Source organism: Chelatococcus sp. XZ-Ab1 (genome assembly GCF_029309855.1).
Lineage (GTDB): Bacteria > Pseudomonadota > Alphaproteobacteria > Rhizobiales > Beijerinckiaceae > Chelatococcus_A > Chelatococcus_A sambhunathii.
Genome location: NZ_JARKII010000010.1, coordinates 55525 through 72707, shown reverse-complemented (window position 1 = coordinate 72707; position 17183 = coordinate 55525). Strand labels below are relative to the sequence as shown.

Annotated in this window: 14 protein-coding genes; 8 read left to right on the top strand and 6 right to left on the bottom strand. The window is 68.2% G+C overall.

What is annotated here, in order from left to right; translation table 11 throughout:
* Positions 1-108 precede the first annotated feature (108 nt).
* Both P2T65_RS15475 and P2T65_RS15470 read left to right on the top strand, forming a co-directional pair.
* Complete coding sequence (locus P2T65_RS15475; protein WP_063186161.1) at positions 109-1443, top strand: UDP-glucose/GDP-mannose dehydrogenase family protein; 1335 nt, start codon at positions 109-111, stop codon at positions 1441-1443.
* An 82-nt stretch (positions 1444-1525) separates the two neighbouring features.
* On the top strand, positions 1526-1876 hold the full coding sequence (locus P2T65_RS15470; RefSeq protein ID WP_276200128.1) for a GFA family protein: 351 nt from the start codon (positions 1526-1528) through the stop codon (positions 1874-1876).
* A 170-nt stretch (positions 1877-2046) separates the two neighbouring features.
* Here the strand turns inward: P2T65_RS15470 and argE are convergent, their stop codons facing one another.
* Both argE and P2T65_RS15460 read right to left on the bottom strand, forming a co-directional pair.
* Positions 2047-3216 carry an acetylornithine deacetylase gene (gene argE, locus P2T65_RS15465; protein ID WP_071923708.1) on the bottom strand — a complete coding sequence of 390 codons (1170 nt, stop codon included), beginning with the start codon at positions 3214-3216 and terminating at the stop codon, positions 2047-2049.
* Between the two features lie 20 nt (positions 3217-3236).
* A complete protein-coding gene (locus P2T65_RS15460; RefSeq protein WP_276200127.1) occupies positions 3237-4178 on the bottom strand; it encodes a LysR family transcriptional regulator in 942 nt (313 codons plus the stop codon).
* A 155-nt stretch (positions 4179-4333) separates the two neighbouring features.
* Here P2T65_RS15460 and P2T65_RS15455 point away from each other — a divergent pair, with 155 nt between their 5' ends.
* The 6 genes from P2T65_RS15455 (at position 4334) to P2T65_RS15430 (ending at position 10668) form a co-directional block, all read left to right on the top strand.
* Positions 4334-5947 carry an ABC transporter substrate-binding protein gene (locus P2T65_RS15455; RefSeq protein ID WP_082831542.1) on the top strand — a complete coding sequence of 538 codons (1614 nt, stop codon included), beginning with the start codon at positions 4334-4336 and terminating at the stop codon, positions 5945-5947.
* A gap of 87 nt (positions 5948-6034) precedes the next feature.
* Entirely contained in the window at positions 6035-7012 is a 978-nt protein-coding gene (locus P2T65_RS15450) for an ABC transporter permease (protein ID WP_019401280.1), read from the top strand.
* Complete coding sequence (locus P2T65_RS15445; protein WP_055458431.1) at positions 7009-7938, top strand: ABC transporter permease; 930 nt, start codon at positions 7009-7011, stop codon at positions 7936-7938. Before P2T65_RS15450 ends, P2T65_RS15445 begins: the two co-directional genes overlap by 4 nt.
* Positions 7935-8918: an ABC transporter ATP-binding protein gene (locus P2T65_RS15440; protein WP_063186155.1), complete on the top strand. Its 984-nt coding sequence runs from the start codon at positions 7935-7937 to the stop codon at positions 8916-8918. Before P2T65_RS15445 ends, P2T65_RS15440 begins: the two co-directional genes overlap by 4 nt.
* A complete protein-coding gene (locus tag P2T65_RS15435) occupies positions 8915-9919 on the top strand; it encodes an oligopeptide/dipeptide ABC transporter ATP-binding protein (protein ID WP_096335330.1) in 1005 nt (334 codons plus the stop codon). Before P2T65_RS15440 ends, P2T65_RS15435 begins: the two co-directional genes overlap by 4 nt.
* A complete protein-coding gene (locus P2T65_RS15430) occupies positions 9916-10668 on the top strand; it encodes an FkbM family methyltransferase (protein WP_055458433.1) in 753 nt (250 codons plus the stop codon). Before P2T65_RS15435 ends, P2T65_RS15430 begins: the two co-directional genes overlap by 4 nt.
* On the opposite strand, the gene P2T65_RS15425 is transcribed toward P2T65_RS15430, so the two are convergent.
* From P2T65_RS15425 to P2T65_RS15410, 4 genes are all read right to left on the bottom strand, one after another.
* Positions 10658-12400, bottom strand: a complete 1743-nt coding sequence (locus P2T65_RS15425) for an adenylate/guanylate cyclase domain-containing protein (RefSeq protein ID WP_055458434.1) — start codon at positions 12398-12400, stop codon at positions 10658-10660. The two genes, P2T65_RS15430 and P2T65_RS15425, sit on opposite strands and share 11 nt — an antisense overlap.
* Positions 12397-13797 carry an adenylate/guanylate cyclase domain-containing protein gene (locus P2T65_RS15420; protein ID WP_055458435.1) on the bottom strand — a complete coding sequence of 467 codons (1401 nt, stop codon included), beginning with the start codon at positions 13795-13797 and terminating at the stop codon, positions 12397-12399. Before P2T65_RS15420 ends, P2T65_RS15425 begins: the two co-directional genes overlap by 4 nt.
* A 74-nt stretch (positions 13798-13871) precedes the next feature.
* Entirely contained in the window at positions 13872-14315 is a 444-nt protein-coding gene (locus P2T65_RS15415) for a Crp/Fnr family transcriptional regulator (protein WP_019401287.1), read from the bottom strand.
* A complete protein-coding gene (locus tag P2T65_RS15410) occupies positions 14312-17035 on the bottom strand; it encodes an ABC transporter ATP-binding protein/permease (RefSeq protein WP_055458436.1) in 2724 nt (907 codons plus the stop codon). Before P2T65_RS15410 ends, P2T65_RS15415 begins: the two co-directional genes overlap by 4 nt.
* Between the last annotated feature and the right edge of the window lie 148 nt (positions 17036-17183).

The following is a 17183-nucleotide window of genomic DNA, read 5'->3' as shown; positions in this document are numbered from 1 at the left end:
CTTTTGCGCAGCGACCGGGCCCCTGTCAAACTGCGGGGTTCCTTGCCCCTCGCCCGCCGACGCTTTAAAGCCCTCGGCGATCCTCCGCTCCACCATCAGGGTGTCTCGATGCGCGTCGCAATGATCGGTTCCGGCTATGTCGGCCTCGTCTCCGGTGCCTGTTTCGCCGATTTCGGCCATGTCGTGACCTGCGTTGACAAGGATCCGGCCAAGATCGAGGCCCTGACTCGGGGCGACATCCCGATCTTCGAGCCGGGGCTCGACGATCTCGTCGCCACCAATGTCAAGGAAGGGCGCCTGTCTTTCGCCACCGATCTGACGGAAGCCGTGCGCTCGGCCGACGCCGTCTTCATCGCGGTCGGCACGCCCTCGCGGCGGGGCGACGGCCACGCCGACCTCTCCTACGTCTACCAGGCGGCGCGCGATATCGCGAAGGTCATGGACGGCTATACCGTGATCGTCACCAAATCGACCGTGCCTGTCGGCACGGGCGACGAGGTGGAGCGCATCGTGCGCGAGACGCGGCCGGACGCCGATTTCGCCGTGGTCTCCAATCCGGAATTCCTGCGCGAGGGCGCGGCCATCGCCGATTTCAAGCGGCCCGACCGCATCGTCATCGGCACCGACGACGAGCGCGCCCGCAGGGTGATGGCCGAGGTCTACCGCCCGCTCTACCTCAACCAGGCGCCGATCCTCTACACCGGCCGGCGCACGGCGGAACTGACGAAGTACGCCGCCAACGCCTTCCTCGCCACCAAGATCACATTCATCAACGAGATCGCGGATCTGTGCGAGAAGGTGGGCGCCAACGTGCAGGAAGTGGCGCGCGGCATCGGCCTCGACAACCGCATCGGCGGCAAGTTCCTGCATGCCGGGCCGGGTTATGGCGGCTCTTGCTTCCCAAAGGATACGCTCGCCCTCATCAAGACGGCTCAGGACGCGGGTTCGCCCATGCGAATCGTCGAGACGGTCGCCGCCGTCAACGACCAGCGCAAGCGCGCCATGGCGCGCAAGGTGATCGCAGCCTGCGGCGGATCGGTGCGCGGCAAGACGGTGGCTGTCCTCGGCCTCACCTTCAAACCCAACACGGACGACATGCGCGAGGCGCCGGCCTTGTCGATCATCACCGCGCTGCAGGATGGCGGGGCGAGGATCCGCGCCTATGATCCGGAGGGTATGGAGCAGGCCCAGAGCCTGCTCGAGCACGTCACCTATTGTGACAATGCCTACGACTGCGTCGAAGGCGCGGATGCGCTCGTCATCGTCACTGAATGGAACGCCTTCCGCGCCCTCGATCTCGACCGGGTCAAGGGGCAGATGAAGGCGCCGATCGTCGTCGACCTGCGCAACATCTACCGCGCCGACGAGATGGCCCGCCGCGGCTTCCTGTACGTCAGCGTCGGACGACCCGACGGAGCTGCGGATGCCGACGGGCTGATGTGACGGCGGCATCCTCACGCCTTGCGATCTTCGCCATGGGTGGCATAGTCGCGCCCTGACGATCGAACAGCTGGCAGGAGCGAGAATGCAGACCTATCAAGGCGGATGCCATTGCGGCACGGTGCGCTACGAGGCGACCACGGATCTCGAGACCGTCATCTCCTGCAACTGCTCGCATTGCAGCAAGCGCGGCCTGTTGCCGACCTTCGTCACGCCGGACCGCTTCAGGCTCCTGTCCGGCGAGGATGCGCTCGAGGACTACCAGTTCAACCGCAAGGTCATCCACCACCTGCGCTGCCGCCACTGCGGCATCGAATCCTTCGCGCGCGGCAAGGCTCCCGACGGCAGCGAAATGATCGCCGTCAACGCGCGCTGCCTCGACGGGATCGATATCGACGGCCTGAAGCTGACGCCGTTCAACGGGCGGGATGCCTGAACCTCCGCAAAGGCCCGCGAGCTGCTGGGGATCGGGGGTCTCAGACGAGGGGCGACCTCGCCATGGCTGGGCTCGTTCCGGCCATCCACGCATTTGATGCTGCTCAGCTTTCCGGACATGGATGCCCGCGACAGACGCGGGCATGACCGTTATGAAAGCGGGGCTCGCCCTCAATGCGCCTCGGCGCAATGGGCGATGAGCCGGTCGATGAAGGCGCCGCAGGCTTCGAGCTGGGCAACCTCGATGTACTCGTCGGGTTTGTGCGCCTCGCCGATGGAGCCGGGCCCGATGACCACGGAGGGCACCCCGGCGACCGCCTGGAAGAGGCCGGCTTCCGTGCCGTAGGCCACCTTGCCGTGCTCGTTGCGCCCCGCGAGGCGCTTGGCGAGCGTCACGACCGCGTCGCCCGGCGCCGTGTCGAGCCCCGGAAAGCCGGCGAAGACGTCGAAATCGAAGCCGCTTTGCGGGTCGACGGCCTGCATGGCCGGCTCCAGCTCGCGCCGCGCATAGGCCTCGATCTCCGCAACGACGGTATCGGGATCGTCGGCACCGATGGCGCGGATCTCGAAGACGATCTGGCTCTCGTCAGGGACGATGTTGAGTGCCGTCCCGCCCGTGAAAATGCCGACATGGGCGGTCGTGTAGGGCACGTCGTAGAGCGCGTCGCGGGCGCCGCTGGTCGCGAAGCGGTCGGCGATGGTGCGGATGTGGGCGACGAGCCGGGCGCCCCACTCCACCGCATTGACGCCCTGTGGCGCGAGCGAAGAATGGCAACCCTTGCCGCGCACGCGCACCTTGAGACTGCGCTTGCCCTTGTGGCCGATGACCACGTTCATCGCGGTCGGCTCGCCGACGAAGCAGCCCAGCGGCTTGACCTCCGCCTTCGCCAGCTTCTCGACGATGCCGCGCACGCCGACGCAGCCCACCTCCTCGTCGTAGGAGAAGGCGAGATGGATGGGCCGGGCAAGCGCGGCCGCCTTCATGGCAGGCACGCGCGACAGGCAGGCGGCAAGAAAGCCCTTCATGTCGCAGGCGCCGCGGCCATAGGCCCGTCCATCGCGCAGGACCAGGTTGAAGGGATCATCCGTCCACTCCTGTCCGTCCACGGGCACGACGTCGGTATGTCCCGAGAGGATGTAGCCCGCCCGGTCCGCCGGCCCGATGGTGGCCCAGAGGTTGGCCTTGGCGCGCGTCGCGTCGTAGATGCGCTCGCTCGCGATGCCGTGGGAGGCGAGATAGTTCTCGACCCAGGCGATGAGGTCGAGGTTGGAGTTGCGGCTCGTCGTGTCGAAGGCGACGAGGCTGGCGAGGATCTCGGTGATCGCGGGACTGGACATCATGAACTCCGACGGGGGCCGCCTCAGCGCAGGGCGACCGTGAAGGGATCGTCCGGCTGCTCGGCGCGGACGAGATCGACGAAGCGGCGGGCGGCCGACGGAGCGGCGCCCGTCGCGGGCAGGAGGAAGGCCATCTCGTAGGTGATTTCCGGCAGGAACGGCCTGTAGACGAAGCTCGGGTCGTCTGTCAGGGACATGGGGAAGGGATTGAGCACCGAGATGCCCGCCCTGCTGCGCACCATCTCCATCACGAAGGTCGAGGTCGTCGCCTCCGCGACGATGTTCGGCTCGATGCCGACATCGGCAAAAGCCCTGTCGAACAGCGCCCGCGCCGCGAAACGCCGGGTGACGACGATGAGCGGTTCGCTGCCGATGTCGATTGGACGCACGACGGGAAGCCGCGCGAGGTGGTGATCCGGCCACATGATGCACTTGGCCTTAGAGCGGCGGAACGGCTCAGCCCGGACCCCGAGATGGGCCACCGGCGTCTCCAGCATGCCGATCCCCACATCGACGCTGCCGGCCGCCACCGCCGCAAGGACGTCGCCGCCACGGCCGATCTCGACGACGACGCGCGTCTCGGGCTCCGCGGCCACGAAACGGGCGAGAAGCGGCGCCAGGAAATGATGCGCCACGGTCGGCGCAGCGGAGATGCGCAGGAGGCTCTGCGCCCGCGGCGCCCGCGGCCAGTTCTCGAGCCGGGCGAGGCCGGCGAGGATCGGCGCCGCCTCCGCCTCCAAGGCGAGCGCATCGGCCGTCGGCACGAGGCGACCGCCGTCGCGCGAGAACAGCACCCGCCCGACCCGTTCCTCGAGCGCGGCCACGGCGCGCGAGACGGCAGGCTGGGAAATGCCGAGGCGCTGGCCGGCCGCGGTCGTCTTGCCGGTGGCGATCAGCGCGTGAAGCACTTCGAGCTCGCGCAGGCTCGGTCGCGATGATCGGCTTTCGCTATCCTCGGACGGCATAGTTCTATGCAATCTCGTTATTCTTTTTGGCGGTGACAATGCCAAGAATGAATAATAGCATCGGGCCCCAGATGAGCAAGCCACGTCGGCGGGGTGCTGCCGCTCCCCGCGCATTTTCGTTATCGTGGTGCGCATCCACCCAGAGGAGAATGGGAATGAAAAAACTGAAACCCGCAGCCTATGCCCTGCTGCCGCTTGCCGTCGCCATGGCGCAGCCGGCTGCCGCGCAGGACACGAAAGAGCTGAAGGTCGGCGTTGCCTCCGAGGCGACCTCCATCGACCCGCACTTCCACAACGTCGGCCAGAACAATGCCCTGCGCCGCCACATCTTCGAATCCCTGATCACCACCGACGCCAACCAGAAGCTGCTGCCGGCGCTCGCCGAGGAATGGAAGGCAGTCGACGACACGACGTGGGAAATCAAGCTGCGCCCGAATGTCAAGTTCTCGAACGGTGAGGCCTTCACGGCACGGGACTATGTCTACACCATGTGCCGGGTGCCGCTGGTCGAGAACTCGCCCTCGTCGTTCACGGTGTTCACACGCGGCATCGAATCGATCGAGACGCCGGATCCGCTGACCATCCGCGTCAAGACGACGACACCGCAGCCGCTCTTCCCCAACAACATGACCACGCTCGGCATCCTCTCCGCCGCCGTCTTCGGGGCGGGCGACGTCAAGTACGGCAAGGACGGCTGCGAGAACATGGGCACGCCGCCGAAGTCGTCGGACTTCAACGACCCGGCGAAGGCCATCGGCACCGGCCCCTACAAGCTGAAGGAATATACGCGCGGCACGCATATCATCCTCGAGGCCAACGAGGGCTACTGGGGCGAGAAGCCCGTATGGCAGCGCGTCGTCATGCGGCCGATCACCAGTGCCGGCCCGCGCGTCGCGGCCCTGCTCGCCGGCGACGTCGACATGATCGAGAACCCGCCGATCCAGGACTTCGACAAGATCAAGGGTGCCGGTTTCACCCTCGTCGAGGGCCTGTCGAACCGGATCATCTATATCCATCTCGACCAGTTCGAGGACAAGACGCCGGGCGTGAAGGGCACGGACAAGAACCCCTTCAAGGACAAGCGCGTGCGCGAGGCCCTGTCGAAGGCCATCAACCGCGAGGCCATCGTCGAGCGCATCATGGGCGGCGTCGCCAAACCCGCCGGTGAACTGCTGCCCTACCCGCTCTTCGGCACGACGAAGGATGCAAAGCCCGTCGCCTACGATCCCGAGGCGTCGAAGAAGCTGCTCGCCGAGGCCGGCTACCCGAACGGCTTCGAACTGACCATCGGCACGCCGAACGACCGCTACATCAACGACGAGAAGGTGGCCCAAGCCGTGGCGCAGATGTTCACGCGCGTCGGCATCAAGACCAATATCGACGCCATGACGGCCTCGACCTTCTTCTCGCGCCGCAACAAGCACGAGTTCTCGGCCTATCTCGCCGGCTGGGGCGCGGATTCGGGCGAGATGTCCAACTCCCTCAACGCCCTCGTCGTGACGCCGAACAAGGAGACCGGCGGCGGTCACACCAACCGCGGCCGCTATTCCAACAAGGAGGTCGACGACCTTGTGATGGAGGCGCAGCGCACCATCGACGACGCCAAGCGCGAGGAGCTGCTGCAGAAGGCGTCCAAGATCGCCATGGACGACTACGCCCTCCTGCCGCTGCACTTCGAGGTGACGCCCTGGGCGTTCAAGAAGACGCTGAGCTACACGCCGCGCGTCGACCAGTATACGCTGGTGACCGAGGTTAAGCCGGCGCAGTAACAGCGGCCGTACGAGGCTGATGACCGGACCCGACCGGCGAGCCATCGCTTGCCGGCCGGGTACCGCTTTTTTGCAAGGTCAACGACAATGCTCGTCTACGTCATCCGACGCCTGGGCCAGGCGGCACTCGTGCTGGCCGTCATGGCGACGCTCGTCTTCATCGCTGTCTATGCGGTGGGCGACCCTGTCGCGATCCTCGCGAGCCCCCAGGCGGACCAGCAGGAGCTGGAGGCGATCACGCAGCGCCTTGGCCTCGACAGGCCGCTCTACGAGCAATACGGTCTCTTCGTCTGGAATGCCCTGCACGGCGACCTCGGCCGGTCCTTCGTCTACAACGAGCCGGCGCTGACGCTGATCCTCAACCGCCTGCCGGCGACGCTGGAATTGGCGCTGACGGCCCTTGTCATCGCTGTCTTCATCGGCATCCCGCTCGGCCTCTATGCCGGCCTCAAACCGCAGTCGCTCGGCGGCCATTCCATCATGGCCGGCTCGATCCTCGGCTTCAGCCTGCCGAATTTCTGGCAGGGGCTGATGCTGGTGCTCCTCTTCTCCGTCATGCTCGGCTGGTTCCCGGCCGGCGGGCGCGGCACGACGCGCGAGCTCCTCGGCGTGCCCGTGAGTTTCCTCACCCTCGACGGGCTTTCCCACCTCATCCTGCCGGCGCTCAACCTCGCCCTCTACAAGATGGCGCTCGTCATCCGCCTCACCCGCGCCGGCACGCGCGAGGTGATGCTGCAGGACTACATCCGCTTCGCCCGCGCCAAGGGCCTGTCCCAGTCGCGCGTCATCGGTGTGCACGTCTTGAAGAACATCCTCATCCCGGTCGTCACGGTGCTCGGCCTCGAGCTCGGCTCGATGATCGCCTTCGCCGTCGTCACCGAAACGGTCTTCGCCTATCCCGGCATCGGCAAGCTGCTCATCGATTCCATCGGGCGGCTCGACCGGCCGGTGATCGTCGCCTACCTCATGCTCACCGTCGTGATGTTCGTGATCATCAACCTCATCGTCGATCTCATCTACGCCGCCATCGACCCGCGCGTGCGCCTCGAGGAGGCCAAGGCATGAGCGAACAGGCCGCCACCCCCGCGCCCGCAGCCGCCGCCCGCCCGACCGACAAGGGCGAGAGCCTGCTGCTGCGCCACGTCGCCGCCTTCTTCGAGAGCCCGCTCGCCGTCATCGGCCTTGCCGGCCTCGTTGTGCTGGTCATCCTGGCGCTCGCGGCGTCCTTCATCGCGCCGCAGAACCCCTACGACCTCGCGCAGCTCGACATCATGGACGGCACCCTGCCGCCGGGATCGGAGAGCCTTGCCGGCTACACCTACTGGCTCGGCACGGACGAGCAGGGCCGCGACCTGCTGTCGGCCATCCTCTACGGCCTCAGGATCTCGCTCGGCGTCGGCGCCATTTCCGTCGTCATCGCCTGCGCCGTCGGCGCCTCGGTCGGCGTCATCGCCGCCTATGCCGGCGGGCGCATCGACAATTTCGTCATGCGCGTCGTCGACCTGCAGCTCTCCTTCCCGGCCATCCTCGTCGCCCTCGTGCTGCTCGCCGTCTTCGGGCGCGGCGTCGACAAGGTGATCATCGCCCTCGTCATCGTGCAGTGGGCCTATTATGCGCGCACGGTGCGCGGCTCGGCCCTCGTCGAGCGGCGGCGCGACTATATCGAGGCGGCGCGCTGCCTCGCCCTGCCGAAGAACCGCATCGTCTTCCGCCATCTCCTGCCCAACTGCCTGCCGCCGCTGATCGTGGTGGCGACGGTGCAGGTGGCTCATGCGATCGCGCTCGAATCCACCTTGTCGTTTCTCGGCGTCGGCGTGCCGGTGACGGAGCCATCGCTCGGCATGCTCATCGCCAAGGGCTACGACTATCTTCTGTCCGGCAAGTACTGGATCTCGACCTTCCCCGGCATCGCCCTTGTTGCCGCCATCGTCGCCATCAACCTCGTCGGCGACCGGCTGCGCGATGTCCTGAACCCGAGGTTGTCGCGATGAGCGAACCCGTCCTTTCCGTCCGCGACCTCGTCGTGGAATTCACGGCCCGCGAGGGGGTGCTCACCGCCGTCAACGGCGTCAGCTTCGACGTCCATGCCGGCGAGGTGCTCGGGCTCGTCGGCGAATCCGGCTCCGGCAAATCGGTCACTGGCCTTGCCGTGCTCGGCCTCATCGACCCGCCGGGGCGCATCGCCTCGGGCGCCATCCTTCTCAACGGCGAAGACCTGACGAAGAAGAGCGAGGCCGAGCTGCGCCGCCTGCGCGGCCGCAACATCGCGATGATCTTCCAGGACCCGATGACGACGCTGAACCCGGTCCTGCGCGTCGACACGCAGATGATCGAGGCCATCCGCGCCCATGAGAAGGTGTCGGAGCGGGCCGCGTGGGATCGCGCCCGCGACGCACTCGCCAAGGTCGGCATCCCCTCACCCGAGGAGCGGCTCGTCTCCTATCCGCACCAGTTCTCCGGCGGCATGCGCCAGCGCGTCGCCATCGCCATCGCGCTGCTGCACCGCCCGGCCGTCCTCGTCGCCGACGAGCCGACGACGGCGCTCGACGTCACCATCCAGGCGCAGATCCTCTCCGAGGTGCAGCAGCTCGCTGCCGAAAGCGGCACGGCGCTGGTCTGGATCACGCACGACCTGTCCGTCGTCGCCGGCCTCGCCGACCGTGTCGCCGTGATGTACGCCGGGCGCATCGTCGAGGAAGGCCTCGTCGCGGACGTGCTCGAGCGGCCCGCCCATCCCTATACCAACGGCCTTATCGGCTCCGTGCCGAGCCGCAACAGGCGCGGTGAACCGCTGGCGCAGATCCCCGGCATGACGCCCTCCCTCGCCAGCCTGCCGCCGGGATGCGCCTTCGCGCCGCGCTGCCCGCGGGCGGACGCCCTCTGCAAGGCCCCGCCCGGTGTGACGCATGCCGGCGGCGCCCGCGCCTTCCGCTGCTTCCATCCCCTCATTCCCGTGGAGGCCGCCGCGTGACCGCCGCCCCCATCCTCGCACTCGACGGCGTCTCCAAGCGCTTCGTCCGGAAGCTCGACGCAGCCGAGAAGATTGCCAACCTCTTCGGCGCGCGGCGCCATGAGCAGGTGGTGCATGCCGTCGACGGCATCGACCTGACCATCGCGCCGGGCGAGGTCGTCGGCCTCGTCGGCGAATCCGGCTGCGGCAAGTCCACGCTCGGGCGCGTCGTCGCCGGCATCCTCGAGCCGAGCGCCGGCAGCGTCTCCTACGAGGGGCAGGACGTGGCGAAGCTCACGGGCGCGGCGCGGCGCAAGGTGGACCTCGCGGTTCAGATGGTCTTCCAGGACCCGATGGCATCGCTCAACCCGCGCCTGCGCGTCATCGACATCATCGGCGAGGCACCGGTGGTGCACGGCCTCGTCTCGCGCGCCGAGGTCGAGGACTACGTCTGCGACGTGATGACCCGCGTCGGCCTCGACCCCGCCACGCGCCGGCGCTATCCGCACCAGTTCTCGGGCGGCCAGCGAGCGCGTATCGGCATCGCCCGTGCGCTCGCGGTGAAGCCCAAGGTCATCGTCTGCGATGAATCGACCGCGGCGCTCGACGTGTCGATCCAGGCGCAGGTGCTCAACCTCTTCATGAAGCTCAGGGAGGAACTCTCCCTCACCTATCTCTTCGTGAGCCACGACCTCGGCGTGGTCGAGCACATCGCCGACCGGGTCGCGGTGATGTATCTCGGCCGCATCGTCGAGCTCGCGCCGGCGGAGGAGCTGTTCCGCGCGCCGAACCACCCCTATACGCGGGCGCTGCTCGAGGAGGTGCCGCGGCTCGAGCCGAAGAAGAAGACCTTCTCGGCGCTGAAGGGCGAGCTGCCCTCGCCGCTTTCGCCGCCAAGCGGCTGCCATTTCCACCCGCGCTGCCCCTATGCCTTCGACCGCTGCCGCACGGAGCGGCCGGCGCTCAAGGCCATCGGGCCGGGGCGCGTGTCCGCCTGCCATCTCAACGACAAGGCGGCGTGAAGGTGACGACAGGGCGCAGCGTCGTGCTCGGCGACCGGCGCATCGCGCTCGCCGATGACCAGCCCACCTTCTGGGAGCGCGTTGCCGCCGACAGCTGGGAGCCCGGCACCCGCCGCCTCATCGACACGCTCGTCGACGCCTCGACGCTCTTCGTCGACCTCGGCGCCTGGGTCGGGCCGACGACGCTGCAGGCGGCGGCGCGCGGCGCGCGCGTGGTGGCGGTCGAGGCCGATCCCGCCGCGCTCGACCAGCTCGGCCGCAACCTCGCCGCCAATCCCGGGCTGGCCGCGCGAGTCACGGTGGTGCCGAAGGCGATCCATCCGGACGGTGGCACCGTCACCTTCGGTGCCCGGCGCAAGCCCGGCGATTCCATGTCGAGCCTGCTGCTCGCCGGCGCCGATACCACCTGGCAGGCCGAGGCCCTGACACCTGCCGCGCTCGCGGAGCGGCTGCCGGCCTCCCCCCGCCGCGTCATCAAGATCGACCTCGAAGGGGCCGAGTACGCGCTCCTGCCGGCCATCGCCCCCCTCGTGGCGCACGCGAACGTCGCCGTCATCGCCTCCTTCCACCCGCGCGTGCTCGCGGAGAGCGGCGAAACCGAGGTTGCCGGCGCGACGCGCCGGGCGCTCGCCGCCTTCGCCGGCTGGCGCGCCCACAGGGTGACGGAAGCCGGCGCCGCGACCGAGGCGCAGGATGCCGCCGGCATCGACGCCGTGGCGCATGACGAGTGGCTCTTCGTCAGATCGTGACGGTGAGGATATCGCCGATCGTCTCGCGGCGGTCGGCGATCCAGACGGCGATGGTCTCGCTGCGGCCGCGCACCGCGACATGACGGAAGTCGCCGCCCGGGCATTCGATGCCGGCGGCCTTCAGCGTGTCCTCCGACGTGACGAGCAGGCAACGGAACTCCTTCGTCATCTCCTCAAGCCGGCTCGCCGTGTTGACGGTATCGCCCAAAGCTGTCAGCTCGCGCTCGCCGCCGCGGCGCATGCCGCCGACGCGGCCGAGCACGGCCGGGCCGGTGTGGATGCCGAGCCCCATGCGCAGCGGCGTCGGCACGAGGCCGGCGAATTCGGCATTGAGATCTTCCAGCGCTGCCAGCATCTCGCCGGCCGAGGCAAGCGCGGCGCGGGCGCCGGCGTCGCGCTCCGGCCGGGTGCCGAAGAGGGCCATGATGCCGTCGCCGAGGAACTTGTCGACGGTGCCGCCGTGCCGCTCGATGACCGCGGTCATCGCCTCGAAGTAGGAATTGAGCAGGAAGACGGTGTCGTAGGGATACATCTCCTCCGCGAGCGAGGTGAAGCCGCGCAGGTCGGCGAAGAGCACTGTGATGCGCCGCTCGACGCCCCAGCGATAGGGATCGCGCTGGCCGACATCAGCGCCCTCGGCCGGCACCAGCAGGTGGACGCCGAGATCGGCCGTGGGCCTGAGCTGGCAGGCGAGGCGCACGTCGGGCGGCGCGTCGATGCGGGCCAGCACCGTCTCCTCCAGCGCGCCGCGCGGCGGCAGCGTCTCGCCGCCGGCGGTGACGAGGACACGGCAGGTGGTGCAGCGCCCGCGCCCGCCGCAGATCGAGACATGCGGCACGCCGTTCATTCGGCTGATCTCAAGCAAGGTTGGGCCGGGCCTTGCCCGCACCAGCCGCCCGCCGCCGTAGCTGATCCTGACCTTGGCCCTGAGGCGCGTCGCCACGCGCACGGCGATGAGGCCGAGCCCCACGGCACCCAGGAAGGCGAAGACCAGGTGGTTCCCGGCCTCTGCCAGCCAGCCCGCCAAGGCGGCGGTCTCCCCATTCGGCCAGCGTGGCACCTCTCTGCCGTGATCGAGCAGCTCCAGCCGGCGGGCGGCCTCGATCCAGCCGGCGAGCGCGAGCAGGGGCAACGCCGTGGCGATGGAAAGGAGCCACGGCGCCGCCGCCGGGAACCACGCCTTCGGCCGCAGCCAGTGGTAGAGGCCGATCGAGGCATGGCCCCAGACGATGACGACGAGCAGCGACTGGCTGACGGCCGCCTCCGGCCACAGCCGCCGCAGCACCGGCTCGTAGAAGTCGTCCACGCCGGCGGCAACATGCATGCCACGGGTACCGAGGATGTGCCCCACGAGCAGCACCGGGATGGCGAAGCCGAGGCCGATCTGCAGGGCGTCGTTCACCGGCATGCGCCAGGTGCGCCGACGGAAGAGCGCCCTGACGCCGAGGGCGATATGTACGGCAAAGGCGCCGTAGAGCAGGATGGTGCCCGGTGGTGATCGCCAGAGCGCCCAGCGCCACGTCTGCACGACGTCCATCACCGCGATGCTGACGAGCCCGAGGGCGTGGTTGAGGAAGTGCAGGAGGACGAAGGCGAAGAGGACGAGCCCGGAGGCCAGGCGCAGACGCGCGAGCGACGGCAGCAGGCGCCACCCGCCTCCCCGGCCCCTCCCCGTGCCCCGCTCCACACCCTTGCCGGAGCTATCGCCCCTTGCAACCTCGGTCGCGGTCACGCGTTTCCCTCCGCAGCGGCGCGATCCATGACGGCGAGATCGACCGGCCCCGCCACGCCCTCGACCGCAACGCCCGGTACCAGCCGGAAGGCAGCCGCCGCCGCGAAGCCCTCGGCCTCGGCCCTGGCGAGCGTCGCCGCATCCGTGACCGCGCACGTGCAGCCGATCTTGTTGTGCTTCTCGAGCTTGGCGGCCAGGTTCACGGGCTCGCCGATCACGGTGTACTCCAGCCGGCCATCGTTGCCGACGGTACCGAACAGGACGCGGCCGGAGACCACCGCAAAGCCGACGTCGACCTTGCGCCCGCCGGCCGCGGCGAAGGCATGGCTGAAGCGCGCCGCCTCGTCGGCCAGGGCGAGGACCGCCCGCAGCGCATCGGCCGTCGGGGTCGGCGAGACACCCGTGCAGCCGAAGGTGGCCAGGATGCCGTCGCCGAGGAACTTGTCGATCGCCCCGCCATGCGAGGCGATGATCGCGCCCATGCGCTGCTGGTAGGCGATGAGCAGGCGCATCACCTCGTCCGGCGGATGATCGGCGACGAAACGGGTGAAGCCGCGGATGTCGGAGACGAGCACCGCCGCCTCGACCATCTCGCCGCGCCCGGGGGCGAGCCCGTCGCCGCTCGTGATGCGCCGGGCAACCGTGGGGTCGAAGAAACGAGACAGCTCCGCCGTGGCGGAGAGGCCGAGCGCCGCCGTCAGCAACTGGCGGCGACCGCGCGCAATGGCGATGGCGAGGACGCCGGTGAAGAGGAGGATGGTGACGATCTTCTCCACCTCGGCGCCGACGAGGATGCTGTTCGAGGTCATATAGGCAACGAAGTCGCGCGTTACCGGCGCGTCCACATCCGCGCCGGCCGCATCGAAGGCATAGGCCGTCATCCCCGCCCAGCCGACAGCGGCGACGACGCCGGCGAAGATGACGAGGCGTGGCTCGAAGCGCAGCGCCCTGATGGCGATGAAGAGGAAGACCAGGAGGAAGGTCGGCGCCTTGAGATAGAAGGCCGCCGGCTGCTGGTACTGCAGGTGGAAGGACCAGATGAGGCCGTAGAGCAGCGTGAAGTCGATGACGGTAAAAGCCGGCACCAGCCAGCCGTGCATCCGCCCGCGACGGGCGAGCGCGACACGGATGAGGCCCAGAACGAGAAAGATGCCGCCGACGACAGGCACGGGCCGGAAGGCGCCGATGGCGTCGAGCGCCTTGGGCGAGACAGCGTAGAGCACGTTGAAGAAGACGGCGATGGCCACGACGAGCCAGGCCGAGAGCACCTCGGCCTCGCGCGTTTCGCCGTCGACGATGCGCTGCGCGCGCTCCGGCAGGCGCCCGAAAGCACCGAGCGCGCCGAGCCGTCGCCCGGCGGAACGCGTGCTGGCTGTGCCAAGATCACCGACGGCCATGCGTTCGTTCCGCCCGTTGCCCTCGCCGGTTCCATGTTAGCGCCAGCGGATGCCGAGGCGAACGGCCGGCGCCTTCAGGAATTGCTCTGCGCGAGGCGCGCGTTGGTGCGCTCCAGCCGCTTGGCGAGCTCCCGCATGACGGCGATGGACATCTGCGGGAACTGGTTGAGCAATTCGAGAAAAACCCTCTTGTCGATGCGCAGGGCGACGATGGGCACCGCCGCCGTCACGGTCGCCGAGCGCGGCGTGTCGGACAGGATGCCCATCTCGCCGACGATGTCGTTGCGGGCGAGCTCCGCGACCTTCAGCGGCCCCGACGGCGTGTCGAGCGTCACGTCCGCCTGGCCGTCGAGGATGACATAGGCGGCATCGGCCGCATCCCCCTGCCGGAAGAACGGCTGGCCGGCGGAAAAATGCACCCGCTCGCCGGTGAAGGCGAGGAGCTTGAGCCGCGCGGGATCGATGTCCCGGAACATCGGCACCTGCCGCAGCGATTGAACTTCCGAATCCAGTGTCATCCATGTCCCCCTGCAACATTGGCCGCGGCGGCATCGGCCTCCCGTCCCTCCCGTCCGGCTGCCGGGCTGCGGCGGAGTTCCGCCCTCGCCCCATCGAAGACGATGAGCGCATCGAACCCCTCGGCCTGTTCTTCGTCCCGCAACACCGCGACGAAGCAGCGGTTCTCGAAGGTGGCGAGCAACCCTTCGCGGATATGCCGCGCCTGCTCCTCACCATAGGCCGCAAGCCCGCCATCGAGAATGAATATGTCGGGTTTCTTGACGAGACAGCGCACCAGATTGACGCCGGCCCGCTGATGCGGTGCGAGAAGCCGCCCGCCGGGCCCCACCTGGAAGCCGAGTCCTACCTTCTCCACCTCCTCGCGCAGGCCCAGTTCGTCGACGACGGCGCTGACCACGCGCATGACGCGCGACTGGGCGTCGGCGATGCCGTGCGCGATGCGGCCGAAGAGCAGGTTCTCCCGCAGGGGCGCGGCATCGCATACCGACTCGGGATCGTAGAGATCGAGCTGGCGCGCCCAGACGGAGCCGTCCAGCGCCGTGCGGAAGATGACGCGCGCCGCGACAATGGCCTGCCTGAGACGATCGTCGAGAAGGCCGAGGCGGTGGCGCGGCTCGATATAGTCAAGCGCGAGCGCGAGGAGCCGTGCGCGGTCCTCGCTGTTGAGAGCCTTCAGCCCCTTGGCCGCGACACGCCGCAGAATGTCCTCGAACTCCGGCAACTCGTCGGCATCGATGAAGGAGAACTGCTCGAAGAGGGGATGACCGGGCGGCAGGTCGCGGAAGATCTCGGTCATCGTCTCGGTGATGCGTGCGCCGATGGCGACGAGATCGTCCATCAGCGCACCCCGGTCAAGCGCCTTGCGCACCACCGGATTGACCGCCCGCCCCCGCCCCGTGAAGGCCGGCCCCACGGCGACGCCGAACAGGAGGTTCTCGCCGATGCTGGCCTGAGCATTGTAGCGGCCGGGATCGAACGGCTCGACCAGGTTCTCGAGGCCCTGCTCGGCAAGCATGCTGCGCAGGCGGCGGCGGGCCTCGACCACCTTCTCTGCAAGATCGGGCATACGCTGGCTGGATACGCGGCCGAGTAGGCCGAAGCGATAGACGTCCTCGCGCATGCCGATCCGGCCGAGCGCCCCGAGCAGCAACCCGTCGAGACCATCGGCATCCTCGACGCCCAGCCGCTCGTAGTCGATCCATTCGTCCTCAAGCCGGTCGATGGGATTGCCCGTGCGCTCGGCCTCCATGCGCCGCCGGCGCGCCTGCGGTCCGTCGTCGGTCAGGCGCCTGATAGGCCGGTTGCGCAGGCCATAGATGAGGTTTTCCCGCAGCGAGCCGGGGAAGAGGGCCGGTTCCGGCCCCGCATAGGCGAGGTGCCGGCCGAGTTGGCCCTCGGAAATGCGGCCGAGGTCGCGCCCGCCGATCGTGACACGCCCGGCATATTCGTCGTGCCGGCGGGCGAGCACCCGCGCGAGTGTGCTCGGCCCCGGGCCGCCGTCACCAATGATGGCGAGCCGCACCGGGAAAGGCAGTGTGAAGGAGAATTCCTCGACGATCGGCGAGCCGTGGGGGTCGGCGATGCGCAGCCGCTCCGCGGCGATCGGTCCCGCGAGCGGCCCGTCCTCCTTCTCCTGCGCCACGAAGACGTCGAGCGGCACGAGCTTGTCGGGCAGGAACTGCTGGATGATCTGGTCGTACTTGATCTGCACGTCGAGGCGCTGCTGGTCCCAGTCGATCAGCTCCTTGAGTGGCGGCGGCAGGTCGCGGTAGGCGCCGATGACGGCGACCAACTGGCCGATGTCCAGCTGGCCCTTGAGCGCGAGATAGCCGCCGATGGCATAGAAGAGGAAAGGCGTGATCTGCGCGAGAAGATTGTTGATGAACTTGACCATGAACTTCCACTTGTAGATGCGGAAGCGCAGGTCGAAGAGATGATGAAGCCGGTCGCCAATCTCCGCCTTCTCCCAGGCGGTGGCGTCGTGAACGTGCACGGCTTCCATGCCATCGACGATCTCGGCGATGCGCCCGGCGAGCTTGCGCGAGGCGATCTGGCGCTCCTTGCCGAGGCGCAGCTGGACCCGCCGCATGCGCGGTATGATAACGAATTGCACCCCCACCACGGCCGCTGCGAGCAGGCCGAGCCAGACGTTCTGGATGAGGATGAAGGCCATCGCCGTCGCGGCCTGGGTGCCAAGAAACAGCGGCTGGACGAAGGCATCGCCGATGAAGCCGCCGATAGGCTCGACCTCGTCCTTGATGATGGTCGCCGTCTCGGATGATTTCACCGTGCGCAGGGTCGAGGGCGTGAAGCGCAGCGTCGTCGCGAAGAGATCGAATCGCAACCGGCGCAGCATCCGCTCGCCGAGTGCCCCCTTGGCGACGTTGATGACGTATTTGAAGGCGCCGTTGATGAGGACGAGGGTGAGGAACAGCGTCGACAGCCCGAAGAGCAGGCCGAGTTGATCGACCGAGAAGCCCTCGAACAGCTCGATCGTGCCCCCTCCCATGAGGGGCGGCAGGTCGAAGGAGATGATGAAGAAGCGGGCTTCGGTCCTGCCTTCCGTGAAGGCACCGCCCTGAATGGCCTCGTTGACGATGCGCTTCGGCAGTTCCAGCGACCAGAAATAGAACGGCAAGGAGGCGATGACGACCGCGAAGATCGCGAGCTGTTCACGCTTGGAAAATCGCCAAATGTAGCGAAACAGGCTCTTGTCCAAGCCTTTCTCCTTGATTCAAGGCGCGGGCGTTGCCACTGTCCGCGACACGGGCCCATGGTGGGCATCTGTCGAGGACGGGGACGCGCGCCCGGCTGCATGCTAGAAGAAAGAGATAAGGGCGCAAACGGCCCTTATCCCCCATGGCCAC

Excerpts from the sequence above, each read along its gene's own strand:
- P2T65_RS15450 (WP_019401280.1), top strand. The coding sequence starts at position 6,035 with ATGCTCGTCTACGTCATCCGACGCCTGGGCCAGGCGGCACTCGTGCTG.
- P2T65_RS15445 (WP_055458431.1), top strand. The coding sequence starts at position 7,009 with ATGAGCGAACAGGCCGCCACCCCCGCGCCCGCAGCCGCCGCCCGCCCG.
- P2T65_RS15475 (WP_063186161.1), top strand. The coding sequence starts at position 109 with ATGCGCGTCGCAATGATCGGTTCCGGCTATGTCGGCCTCGTCTCCGGT.
- P2T65_RS15440 (WP_063186155.1), top strand. The coding sequence starts at position 7,935 with ATGAGCGAACCCGTCCTTTCCGTCCGCGACCTCGTCGTGGAATTCACG.
- P2T65_RS15420 (WP_055458435.1), bottom strand. The coding sequence starts at position 13,797 with ATGGCCGTCGGTGATCTTGGCACAGCCAGCACGCGTTCCGCCGGGCGA.
- P2T65_RS15460 (WP_276200127.1), bottom strand. The coding sequence starts at position 4,178 with ATGCCGTCCGAGGATAGCGAAAGCCGATCATCGCGACCGAGCCTGCGC.
- P2T65_RS15470 (WP_276200128.1), top strand. The coding sequence starts at position 1,526 with ATGCAGACCTATCAAGGCGGATGCCATTGCGGCACGGTGCGCTACGAG.
- P2T65_RS15415 (WP_019401287.1), bottom strand. The coding sequence starts at position 14,315 with ATGACACTGGATTCGGAAGTTCAATCGCTGCGGCAGGTGCCGATGTTC.
- P2T65_RS15455 (WP_082831542.1), top strand. The coding sequence starts at position 4,334 with ATGAAAAAACTGAAACCCGCAGCCTATGCCCTGCTGCCGCTTGCCGTC.
- argE (WP_071923708.1), bottom strand. The coding sequence starts at position 3,216 with ATGATGTCCAGTCCCGCGATCACCGAGATCCTCGCCAGCCTCGTCGCC.